12 protein-coding genes are annotated in these 12,008 nt (G+C 29.1%); 7 read left to right on the forward strand and 5 right to left on the reverse strand.

All coding sequences use genetic code 11. The features are described 5' to 3' along the window. Positions 1-59 precede the first annotated feature (59 nt). The 5 genes from P161_RS0115455 (at position 60) to P161_RS0115475 (ending at position 4,074) form a co-directional block, all read left to right on the forward strand. Positions 60-959, forward strand: coding sequence for an EamA family transporter (locus P161_RS0115455; protein WP_026777801.1), 900 nt, complete (start codon positions 60-62; stop codon positions 957-959). A gap of 241 nt (positions 960-1,200) precedes the next feature. After that, positions 1,201-1,791 carry a TetR/AcrR family transcriptional regulator gene (locus tag P161_RS0115460; RefSeq protein ID WP_026777802.1) on the forward strand — a complete coding sequence of 197 codons (591 nt, stop codon included), beginning with the start codon at positions 1,201-1,203 and terminating at the stop codon, positions 1,789-1,791. 93 nt (positions 1,792-1,884) lie between these two features. Then, on the forward strand, positions 1,885-2,562 hold the full coding sequence (locus tag P161_RS0115465) for a type 1 glutamine amidotransferase domain-containing protein (RefSeq protein ID WP_026777803.1): 678 nt from the start codon (positions 1,885-1,887) through the stop codon (positions 2,560-2,562). A gap of 144 nt (positions 2,563-2,706) precedes the next feature. Next, complete coding sequence (locus P161_RS0115470; RefSeq protein WP_026777804.1) at positions 2,707-3,276, forward strand: Crp/Fnr family transcriptional regulator; 570 nt, start codon at positions 2,707-2,709, stop codon at positions 3,274-3,276. A gap of 57 nt (positions 3,277-3,333) precedes the next feature. Next, entirely contained in the window at positions 3,334-4,074 is a 741-nt protein-coding gene (locus P161_RS0115475; RefSeq protein ID WP_026777805.1) for an acyl-CoA desaturase, read from the forward strand. Between the two features lie 288 nt (positions 4,075-4,362). Here P161_RS0115475 and P161_RS0115480 read toward each other — a convergent pair whose 3' ends face one another. Then, on the reverse strand, positions 4,363-5,412 hold the full coding sequence (locus tag P161_RS0115480) for a putative zinc-binding metallopeptidase (protein WP_026777806.1): 1,050 nt from the start codon (positions 5,410-5,412) through the stop codon (positions 4,363-4,365). 164 nt (positions 5,413-5,576) lie between these two features. Here P161_RS0115480 and P161_RS0115485 point away from each other — a divergent pair, with 164 nt between their 5' ends. Next, positions 5,577-5,927 (forward strand): DoxX family protein, encoded by a 351-nt coding sequence (locus P161_RS0115485; protein ID WP_026777807.1) that lies wholly within the window; start codon positions 5,577-5,579, stop codon positions 5,925-5,927. Here the strand turns inward: P161_RS0115485 and P161_RS0115490 are convergent. The 3 genes from P161_RS0115490 to P161_RS0115500 form a co-directional block, all read right to left on the reverse strand. Beyond that, positions 5,924-6,304, reverse strand: a complete 381-nt coding sequence (locus P161_RS0115490) for a DoxX family protein (RefSeq protein ID WP_026777808.1) — start codon at positions 6,302-6,304, stop codon at positions 5,924-5,926. The genes P161_RS0115485 and P161_RS0115490 overlap by 4 nt on opposite strands. A gap of 106 nt (positions 6,305-6,410) precedes the next feature. Then, positions 6,411-7,946 carry an SDR family NAD(P)-dependent oxidoreductase gene (locus tag P161_RS0115495; RefSeq protein ID WP_026777809.1) on the reverse strand — a complete coding sequence of 512 codons (1,536 nt, stop codon included), beginning with the start codon at positions 7,944-7,946 and terminating at the stop codon, positions 6,411-6,413. Positions 7,947-8,116: 170 nt separating this feature from the next. Then, a complete protein-coding gene (locus P161_RS0115500) occupies positions 8,117-9,457 on the reverse strand; it encodes a DEAD/DEAH box helicase (protein ID WP_026777810.1) in 1,341 nt (446 codons plus the stop codon). 283 nt (positions 9,458-9,740) lie between these two features. On the opposite strand from P161_RS0115500, the gene P161_RS0115505 reads away from it, so the two are divergent. Then, positions 9,741-11,372 (forward strand): hypothetical protein, encoded by a 1,632-nt coding sequence (locus P161_RS0115505; protein WP_026777811.1) that lies wholly within the window; start codon positions 9,741-9,743, stop codon positions 11,370-11,372. A gap of 1 nt (position 11,373) precedes the next feature. On the opposite strand, the gene P161_RS0115510 is transcribed toward P161_RS0115505, so the two are convergent. Then, positions 11,374-11,817 (reverse strand): hypothetical protein, encoded by a 444-nt coding sequence (locus P161_RS0115510; RefSeq protein WP_026777812.1) that lies wholly within the window; start codon positions 11,815-11,817, stop codon positions 11,374-11,376. Positions 11,818-12,008 lie beyond the last annotated feature (191 nt).

A 12,008-nucleotide genomic window follows, 5' to 3' on the forward strand; every position in this document is an offset into this window, starting at 1 on the left:
CAATAAACTAAAGTTTTATCAAGCTTACCCAATCGTAAAAAAGTATCTTCGCGCGCATTATGTGGATGTATTTAGGATTATTATCGGCGCTTTTTTTAGGCTTACATAGTTTATGTAAAAAGCACGCAGTTCAAGGTAATGAAGTTTTACCAGTACTTTTAGGAACGTTATTAGCAGGTTTTGTTGTATTTATTCCCTTTTTTATTGGCTCAATTTACAATCCTGAGTATTTTCAAGAAATTGGTTTTTATATTACTCCTATTGCTATAAAAACGCATGGTTTTATCTTTGTAAAATCTATGATTATGACAGGTTCTTGGGTTTTGGCGTATGCTGCTTTAAAACACTTACCAATAACAATTGTAACTCCAATTCGTTCTGCAGGTCCTTTTTTTACTTTTATTGGTGCAATATTAATATATGATGAAAATCCGAAGTTTTTACAATGGATTGGTTTTTTCTTAATTATATTTTCTGTTTTATTATACTCTAAAATTGGTAAAAAAGAAGGTATTAATTTTAAAAAGAATAAATGGATTTTTGCCATTATTGGTGCTACATTTTTAGGAGCTTCTAGTGGTTTGTATGATAAGTTTTTGATTCAGAATTTAACGTTGAATCCACAAACTTTACAATTTTGGTTTTGCTTCTATACAATTCTTATTTTGCTCATTATTTTATCGATTACATGGTTTCCAAAGAAAGAAAAACGGGCAGCTTTTAAATTTCGTTGGACAATTATTGCAGTTGGAGTTTTGCTACAAACAGCAGATTATTTCTATTTTAAAGCCTTACAAGATCCTGATGCGTTGATTATGCTTTTATCAGCCATTAAAAGAAGTCAGATTTTAATTGCGGTTGTTATTGGTGGTTTGCTATTTAAGGAACACAATAAACGTAAAAAATTGATTCCTTTGTTGGGAATTTTAATAGGAGTTTTTCTGATTTTGTATTCTTAAATAAAATTAATTTTTACACTTAAGTTTCAATTTTTAGCCTTTTTGAAATTCTTCTTAGCTTTAAGAATACACTTTATATTTAAAAGACTAGCAATCATCAAATTCCTTATATAATTTCTTCTCATCTATTACTTTATACGATTTAAGATAATTTAAGTAATAAAAATCAAATTAATAAAGTTCTGTTAAATAAAAAGAATGAACGTTCATTTTAATTATCTTTACATCAGATTTAAAAAAAATGGCACAACTACAAAAGAGTATCGCAAAAAGAAACGCACTTATAGAAGCTACCATTAAGCTTGTAAATAATAGTGGATTTCATGCAACCCCAATGAGTAAAATTGCAAAAATGGCGAATGTTTCACCTGCCACTATTTACTTATATTTTGAGAACAAACAAGATTTGGTGAACAAAACCTACATTCAAGTAAAAGAAGCTTATACAAAATATGCTTTTGAAACTTATTCCACAGAAATGTCGGTTGAAGAAGGTTTTGAAAATATTTGGAAAAGAATTGCCAATTTTAAATTAAAGGAAGTTAAAAACGCGTTGTTTTTAGCACAATGTGACAATTCTCCCATTATTGATGAAGCTAGCAGAGAAGAAGGAATTAAGCATTTACAACCTTTGTTAACTCTTTGGGAAAGAGGTAAAAAAGAAGGAATTATAAAACCAATTTCAGATTATTTATTATACGCGTATGCTATCAATCCTTTATCATTTTTAATGATCAATCAAAAAAAGGGCGTTTTTCAATTAGATAACTCGCATATAAATGATGCCTATATCTGTGCTTGGAATAGTATAAGTATTCAACAAAAATCCTAGCTTAAAAAAGAAAAATAGAATTATTAGAAAAAGTAAGTAAACTAATTTTAAAATTAATTTAACAGTATAAATAGAAATCTTAAAATAAATAACATGAACATATTATTCGTATTAACATCACATGATCAATTAGGAGAAACTGGAAAGAAAACTGGTTTTTGGGTAGAAGAATTTGCAGCACCTTATTATACGTTGTTAGATAAAGGCGCAAAAATTACATTGGCAACTCCAAAAGGTGGAAAAGCACCAATTGATCCAAGTAGTGATACAGAAGATGCAAGCACAGAAGACACAAAACGCTTTGATAATGATGCACATGCGCAAGATTTAATTAACAATACGCATAAACTTGCAGAAATGAATCCTACAGATTTTGATGCAGTTTTTTATCCAGGAGGTCATGGACCTTTATGGGATTTGGCAAACGATGCGCATTCTATTACTCTAATAGAAACTTTTAATAAATTAGGGAAACCAGTTTCTTTTGTTTGTCATGCTCCTGCAGCTTTAAAGTCAGTTAAAGGCACAAATGGAGAATCGATTGTAAAGGGTAAAAACGTTACTGGTTTTACAAATAGCGAAGAAAAAGCTGTTGGTTTGGTTGATGTTGTTCCGTTTTTGGTAGAAGATATGCTACAAGAAAATGGAGGGCAGTATTCTAAAAAAGAAGATTGGGCAGAACATGCTGTAAAAGATGGAAATTTAATTACAGGTCAGAATCCAGCTTCTTCAAAATTAGTAGCAGAAATGTTATTTGAATCTTTACAATAAGCACATAATTAATTTAATTTAAAGACAAAGCCTATAAGAATTTATGGGCTTTTCTTTTGCTAATTTTTTAATATTCCTGTTGATTATCATCAACAAAAATTAAACAAAACCTTATCTTAGCAGTACAAAAAAAGATTTTTAAACTTGGAACAAATAAAAGCGTATTTAGATAAAATTGCCACAATTTCTCAGGAAGATTGGAACTTTTTTACCTCTAAATTACAAAGAGATATAATTCCTAAAAAAACAATTTTCTTAAAAATAAATGAAATAGAAAACCGTATTTCGTTTATAGAATCTGGTGTTGTGCGTTTGTTTATTCCGAAAGAAAATCCTGAAAAAGAAATTACATTTGGGTTTAGTTTTCAAAACCAATTTATAAGTGCTTATGATTCTTTTTTAAGACAAAAACCTTCTTTGTATCAATTACAAACCTTAACAGAAACCTCTCTTTTAAGTATTACATATGCAGATTTGCAAGAGGTGTATCAAAAAACTCAAATCGGGAATTTAATTGGAAGATTAACAGCAGAACGCCTTTTTTTAATCAAATCTAAAAGAGAGCAAAATTTGTTAAATCTATCAGCAGAAGAACGCTACATGAACTTATTTAAAGAAAGACCCGAACTTATAAAAGTAATTCCTTTAAAATATATCAGTTCTTATATTGGTGTAACTGCACAAGCTCTAAGTAGAATCCGCAAACGTGTTTAATTGATTTAGGTTCATTGTTTACTCCTATTTATCAATTTATCTTTGCACAAAAAATAAATGACAATAATTATTTTTGTATTGATTCTTTGGTATGGAGGCTTATTTTTCCAATCCTTCTTTTTACATAGATATGCTGCACATCAAGTGTTTACAATGTCTAAATTTACAGAACGCATCACTTTTATTTTAACGTGGATTTTTCAAGGCTCTAGCTATTTAAGTGCTTATGGTTATGGTATTATGCACAGAATGCATCATGCGTATACAGACACAGAAAAAGATCCTCATTCACCTTCTTTTGATGATAATTTATTTGCAATGATGTGGAAAACAAAAACCATTTATCAAGATATAAACGATCAAAAAATTGAGGTAGATCAAAAATTCACCAAAAATGTTCCTCAATGGAAATCTTTTGATGCTTTTGCTAGTTCTCGTTTTTCAAGATTGCTTTGGATTGCTTTTTATGTGCTATTTTTCGCATATTTTACCACAGCTTTATGGCAATGGATTTTATTACCAGTTGCACTTTTAATGGCACCAATTCATGGCGTTATTATCAATTGGTTTGGACATATTTATGGGTATGTAAACTTCAAAATGAAAAACACGAGTAAAAACCTTTTTCATTTCGATTTTTTAATGATGGGCGAAGGCTATCATAACAATCATCATAAACACGCAACAAGTGCAAATTTTGGTGTAAAATGGCACGAAATTGATGTTACGTATTTGATTATAAGAGTTTTAGACTTCTTTAAAATTATTAAATTGAAAGCAATTCCTGTAAAAAGATAATACAATTTAGCTTTAATTATTTGAAATTAAAATTATTATGAAATAAAAGCCACGAATTCACGAATTATAATTTTTTTTTAAAAAATTTTTATTTTATTAGTGTGAAAATTCAAAGGATTTTAAAATTCGTGCATTCGTGGCAAAAATTAATATGTAATAAATACTGAAATTGTATAAAATATATGCAAATTACTTAAATTCAAGTTCAATTTATTTTATCAACGACTAATAAAAACCACTATAATCTCTAAGAATATAGTGGTTTTTTGTTTTTTGAGACAAAAAAAATTAGCTTCTTTTTGTCAATAACAGTTTATGTATAAAGCGTAATTTTTCGATAATTGCTGGCGAAATTACAAAAGGATAAATATCAGGAATTCCCATGGCTCTGTTCATACTATTTACCGCGAACGATAATGGAACACAGGTTTCTATAATTTTGTCGAAATTTTCGATGGTATAAGGATCAAAAGAAATACTTGTTTTAAAATCATCATTATCTTCAATAGAATTTACACTTAATTTAAAGAAATAACCAGTTTCAACCATATCCATAATATGCAAATAATGTGCCCAAGTTTCTGCCCAATCTTCCCAAGGATGAGAAGTTGCATACTCACTTATAAACTCTTTTTGCCAATCTTTTGGGGTGTCAGTTTTGTAATAGGTTTGTAAAGCTTTCGCATAATCTTGCGATTCGTTGCCAAAAATAGTTCTGTATTCTGCTAAAGTATCAGGATTATCTCTTATCAATCGATCCCAAAAATAATGCCCAACTTCGTGCCTTAAATGTCCAACCAACGTTCTGTAGGGTTCTTTTAATTGTTTTCGAGCTTTTTCTCTTAAAACCGAATTTCCTTCACGAATTAAAATCGTAATTACACCATTGGCATGACCTGTCATTAATTTTGGGTTACTTTTGTTGGATACAAAATCGAAACACAAACCAATATCATCATGATCCATTTTATTTGGTAAAGGCAAACCTATTTTTTGCAATTGATAAATTAAACGATGTTTTGCGATTTCCATGTGCGTCCAATTTTCAAAATTATCAGCATCAGCAAGTTTAGGAATCGTTCTATTTAATTGGCAAGCAGAACAAAACTCTTCAGGAGAATCTTTTTCTAAAACCCAGTTACAAACATTGTATTCTTTATTTTTACAAAACTTATATGCTATACCTTCTCTATCAGAAATAAGGGTGTCATTTTCAAAATTGAACGTAAGCATTTTACGATCTTCAGCTCTATACCCTGTTAAATGTCCACAATTATCACACTCAACATTTTCAAAATAAATGGAGGTTTTACAATTACCACACTGAAAAATTTTCATAAGTATTATACGAATTAATAATCGGTAAAATTAGTCTAATTTAAACGACAAAATTATCATACTAGAGAATATTTAGGATAAGTTTTATGGAGAGATTCTTTTAAGTAATTATATATTTTGTAACTTGTTATGGTATTAAATAATCATTTAAAAAAAAGCATTTTTTGGATTTACTTACTGTATTAACCTGGTTTTCTAGTTTGGCCTTTGTAATTTTTGGAGTAAACTGTTTCTATTCTAAATTTATTATTCTAGAATTTGAAAGATATGGTTTGCCAACATTTAGAAAATTAACAGGAGTTTTGCAGATTATAGGAGCTATTGGTTCTATAATTGGTCTTTATTTTTATCCTATTTTACTATTATTAGCATCATTAGGATTGTTTATTTTAATGACTGCAGGATTTGTAGTAAGGATAAAAATTAAAGACAATTTTTTTAAATCTTCACCATCATTTACATTTGCTGCGATTAATTTATTTATCGCTATTAAAACCTTTTACAAATTTTTCTAATAATAAGAAAAGTAAGCTATAATTAGGTTCATCATCATAAACAGAAAAGCAGGAAACGATTTAAACAAAGGATCTTTAACTTTAATGTGCATTATAATTGAACCCAATAAAAGTGCTGCCAGACCTAAACTTGCTGTTAAAGTTAAATATTCAATTGTAATAGAAGCTAACAATAATATCGCTAAACTTACTTTAAGAAATCCTATAAAATAACAGAATACTTTCGATAAACCATAATAGTTGAATTCCTCAATAATTGTTCGTGTATTTCCACCTCTCCATCTGGTGGTTTTTTTAGGTTGAATTAACCAAACATTTAAAATGCTTACAGAAACAATAATTTTTAATGCAATAAGTATATAATCTATTGTGCTCATATTTTTATTTTATGCTTAATTACTAAAATATAAAAAATAATTCAATTTTAATTACAATACGTATGCATTTATCCTATTTAAATCAATTTTAGACTAATATATACGTTTACCAATCTATTGGAAAATAATCTTTCAAGAATTTTCCTGACCAATGTTTCCCTGTATTAATACCATCAATTAAAGGATCCATAACTCTTGCAGCGCCATCAACAATATCTAAAGGAGGTTGAAAATCGTGTACTTCTACTTTCTTTTTTGATAGTTCAGCAGGATCTTCATCTGTAACCCAACCAGTATCCACAGCATTCATATAAATTCCTTTTTTAGCAAAGGTTGCAGATGATGTGTGTGTTAACATATTCAACGCTGCTTTTGCCATATTTGTATGTGGATGCCTATCTTCTTTTTTAAAGCGATGAAACTTTCCTTCCATGGCAGAAACGTTAATAATGTGTTTTTTACCAGTGTTTTCTTTCATCATTATGTTTGATAATCGATTGCACAACACAAAAGGAGCAACTGCATTTACTAGCTGAACTTCCACCATTTCTGTAGTTTCAATTTCACCTAATTTTAAACGCCAGCTGTTTGTTTTACGTAAATCTACCTGCTGTAAATCTGCATCTAATTTTCCTTCAGGAAAAACTTCTGCAGTTTGCAAAGAATTATCAAAACTATAAGGAATTTGAGATAGTTCAGCCGAATTTCTCAAGCCAATTCCTGGTTCTGGTCCATGCCAAGTAACAGGTAGTACATTATTTTTCTTTGTTTTGTTTGATGAAACACTCAAATCTGAAATCTCCTGCAAACACTCTTCATGATTTTCTAATAATCTTTGTGCTAGTTTTGGCAATTCAGTAATTGGTTTCTTTTCATTATCCATTAAATGATGATAAAAACCTGAAGGTCTTCTTACAGTTTGTGCAGCATTGTTGATGAGAATATCTAACCTATCATATTTTTGCTCAATATAATTACAGAAAATTTCAACACTTGGTATATGTCTTAAATCCAAGCCATGAATATGCAAACGATGACTCCAATCTTTGTAATCTTCTTCTTTAGCAAAACGAATGGCAGAATCTGCTGGAAAACGTGTGGTTGCAATAACTGTGGCTCCTGAACGTAAAGCCATTAAGGTAATATGATAGCCAATTTTTAAACGAGAACCAGTTATCACAGCAACTTGCCCTTTTAAGTCCGTTGTTTGAAAACGTTTTGCGTAGTTTAAATCTCCACATTCTGTACACATGGTATCATAAAAATGATGCAATTTTGCGTACACAGTTTTACAAACGTAGCAGTTTCTTGGCGATTCTAATTCTGGAGTATCTTCAGGAATTGCAGTTGGCGCTAGTAATTTAGGTGCCACAAATAAGGCTGCTTCTCTTGCAGAACGAATTCCTGTAGATTTTCGGGCATGTTTATCGCTTTCAATTTGCTTACGTTTTGCTGCCTTTTTAGCATCTTTTCTTCTTCGTTGAAATTCATCACGATTTGGTCTAGACAATTCGCCTGCCACTTTTAATAAAGCAACTCTTTGTGCTTCTGGCAATTCAAAAAGCTGATTGGTATCATCCAACAAACTTTGTATTGTTTCAATACAATTGGTAATTGCTGGATTGTTTTTTTTATCACTCATAATAATGGTAAAACGAATTTTACTGATGATTCTATACAAGTTCTCGATACAATTATGCAAAAAAGCATAATCACTCGAACTGACAATGTGAATATTTCTTTTAAACTATTACTTTATGTCACTTCGAGTGAAATCCTTTTTTCAAGAATTTTGTATCGAGAAGTTTTTAATTATTTTCTCTTCTTCTTTTTAACAACTGCTACTTTAGCTATTTTTGAATTTGCATTGGCTACATAATCTGCTAATACTTTTTCTATCAATTCTTCTTTTGTTAAATGATGAAAAACAGTTCGTACTTTTCGTTTAAAATCTTCAGAAACTGTTTTATTTGGTTTTGTTTTAAAAATCTTTTTTGCCCACAATAAACCATTGTTTTCTTCAATACTTTCTGCATCTGCTTTTTTGTACGCATTAAAAGTGATGCCCAATTCTTTTTCAAAATCAGCAATATCAACAGCTTCTTCTTGTTGAATAATGGTTAAAGAAAAACCCTTTGCTCCTGCTCTAGCTGTTCGTCCACTTCTATGTACATACGCATCATACGTATCTGGCAAATGATAATTTACAACATATTCAATTTCTTTTACATCAATTCCTCTTGCAGCTAAATCTGTTGCCACTAAAATATCAATATGTCCTTCTCTGAATTGCCCCATAATTCTGTCACGAATTCCTTGGGTTAAACTTCCATGAATTGCGCCAGATGAAAATTTATTAATCGCTAAATTCTTTGCTAATTTATTAACTGCCGCTTTTGTTTTACAGAATATAATGCCTCTTTTTCCTTCTTTGGTATTTAAAAAATGTAATAACACCTCTAATTTTTCAATCGGTTCTACTATTACATATTGATGTTCAATTCCTTGATGACCAATAGTTTTCATATCAGCTTCAATCTGAACAACTTCTTTAGCCATATAATTATTCACCAATTGCCTGATAGCTCCAGACATGGTTGCTGTGAATAATAAAGTTCTCCTTTTTTTCGGAATTTCTGTAATGATAGCATCCAATCCTTCTTTTAAAGCACTCACCATTTCATCAGCTTCATCTAAAATAAAATAGGAAATATTTTTTATATTGATAGCTTCTCTGCTAACTAAATCCGCCAATCTTCCTGGAGTTGCTACTACAATATGTGTGGTTTCTTTTAAACGCTCAATTTGAGGTTTTATAGGAATACCACCACAAACAACTGCGATTGAAATTTCTGGAGAATGTTTTGCAAAAGATGCTAAATTTGTATGAATTTGTTGCCCCAATTCTCTTGTTGGCGCTAAAATTACTGCTTGTATGTTGGTGTTTTTTGTATCAATCAATTGCAATAAAGGCAAACCAAAAGCAGCGGTTTTACCAGTTCCTGTTTTTGCTAAGGCAACAACATCTGCTGTTTTATCAAGAATAACAGGAATTACTTTTTTTTGAATATCTGTAGGTTCAGTAATATTTAAATCAACTAAACTTTGTTGTATTTTTTGATTAATTCCTAAGTCAGAAAACTTTTTAGACATATTTTAATTTTGGGCAAAGATAAAGACACTTTTAAAAGAAAACTTACTAAATGGTTTATAATTCTAATGAATGTTGACTTCTTTATGCTCAAATTTAAATTTTGAATTTAAAGACTATAATTTTTGCTGATTAATTTTAAAAATTTAATTAAAAAATCAATTCAAATTACAAACTTTATTTTTTTCTATTCAAAAATATTTTATGAATTTATAATTATAAGTATTATTTTTAATAAACTAAATGGCACAGATTTTGAGCGATATTAAACTTACTATCCAACTTATGAAACATAAAATATTATTCCTTTTTCTTTTTATTCCCTCTATATTTTTAGCACAATCAAACTTAGATTCCAATCTTAAAACCATTTCAGGTTTTGTTTCTTTCAAGAACAAAAAACTACCGAATGTAAATATTTTTGTAGAAAATTCCACCAAATTTGCAGTCACAGATTCTATTGGTTTTTATGCTGTAAAAGCAAAAGTAGGCGATTTTTTAAACTTTAATTTTGTTGGATTAGAAGATGTAGAAATTCTGATAGAAGACGTTACAAGTACCCTAAATATTGAAATGAGAGAACAAAAAGGCATCTCTTTTTCACGTTCTTATGATGATTTAAAATTAGGTGGAACAACAATTGGAGATTATTTTGAAGGTCCTTTAAAAGTAGTTATCAATGGTAAAGAATTAAATCCTGATGAAACATCATTAACAAGAGCTATTGCAGAAAAAGTTCCAAGTTTATTAGTGAAAATAAATGATTTTGGAGAAGAAATTATATATCAAAGAGGAAAAGAATTGAATGGGCCACCTGTTTGGGTTTTCGATGAAGTTTTATACGATTTACCAATTCCTGTTTTTATAAATGAAGTAGAAAATATTTTGGTGATTAATACAGAAGCTAAATTAATTATTCAAGTGAATACCACTATAAATTATAGAACTGTTTCAGGTATCGATTTTGATAGTTATTATTTTATTGAAGACGATTTTTATCAAAATGATGCCATTGCTTACAAGAGGTTAAAAGTGGGAGAACCTGAGTTTTTAAATAAATATAAAGGGAGATTTGATGACAAAGAAGCATTAAGTATTTACCAAGAAACATATAAAGAAGAACACAATTTTGCGAACTATCATTTAAGCATTTTTGAGCATTTTAAAAATGAAAAATATAACAAAAATACGTTGTTAAAAGTGCTGGCTGATTTTGAGGAATTTTCTAACAATCCAGAAGATTTAAAAGCAATTGCTTATAAATATCAAGAATTAAATGAAAATGAAAAAGCGCTTGAAGTTTATAAAAAAATCCTGAAACTAAGGCCAGATTATAGTCAATCTTACAGAGATGTTGCCAATGTTTTATTAGATTTAAAAGAGTACCCTCAAGCTTGGAAAGCCTATCAGTATTATTTACATAACGATTTTAATATTGAAGACGATGATATTGGAGAAATCTTAATATCAGAAATAATTGCCACTGAAAATAATAGTGGAAATGAAAATTCTACTCAAGGAATTAAAGTTGACAGTCCTACTAAAAATACAGAAAGTGACATAAGAGTTGTTTTTGAATGGAATACTTCTGAAGCTGAGTTTATTCTCGAATTTGTAAATCCAAATAAATTCCCTTTTAGTATTGAGAATTCAACACACGTTAATAATGATTTAATTATTGATCAAAAAGAAAAAGGATATACCTCTAAAGAAATTTTTATTGATGATTTACAAAATGGAAATTGGTTGGTAAACTTAACGTATTTAGGAAACAAACACTACAAACCAACTGTTTTTAAAGTAACAACGTATTACAATTGGGGTAGAGAAAATCAACGAAAAGATATACATGTTTTTGATTTAATGATAACAGATAAAAAAATAGAATTGTTAAAATTGAATAAAAGATCATTTTAAATTATTGTCTATCAACTTTAAAACAAATTCCTTCTACATAAATTTTGTTTTCTGTAAATTCTACTTTATCAATTGAATTTATGGAATAAAACAATTTACCAACTAAAGATGTTCCTATAATTGCGTGGAGTATTTCATATTGATGATAGATTATTAAGTTAGCCAATAAAGATAAATTGCTACTGAAAAGTTGTTTTAGAGTTGGTCTTCCAGCATTTTTATAGGCTATTAATACTTCTAAATCTAAGCAATCATCTTCTATTATTTCGTCTTTACGAAAAGAAGAAAACTGGTTCGAAAATTTTGTGATAAAAGTCTCGATGGTAATTTCTAAAGAATATTTTAATTGCTCCTCACCTGCCCACCTTTGCATTTGTCCATAATTAAATTCTGGAACTGTAAATAAAGAAGTATCCGTTTTTTTATTCTTTAAGCTTATTTTCATTTTATAAATGTATTCAATATTTTATGAAGTAGATACATTTGAATATGGGGATTGTTTTAAAGTTTATAAGAAAATGTTTTTTTAAGGTTTATTTTTAAAAAAATCATCATGAATAAAATATGAAAACTTCGTAAACTATAAATTACTGGAAAGCACTAAAAGATTCCGATAAAATCCTGTATTTGTTCATT

This window comes from Polaribacter sp. Hel_I_88, from assembly GCF_000687935.1.
In the GTDB taxonomy this organism is placed as follows: Bacteria; Bacteroidota; Bacteroidia; order Flavobacteriales; family Flavobacteriaceae; genus Polaribacter.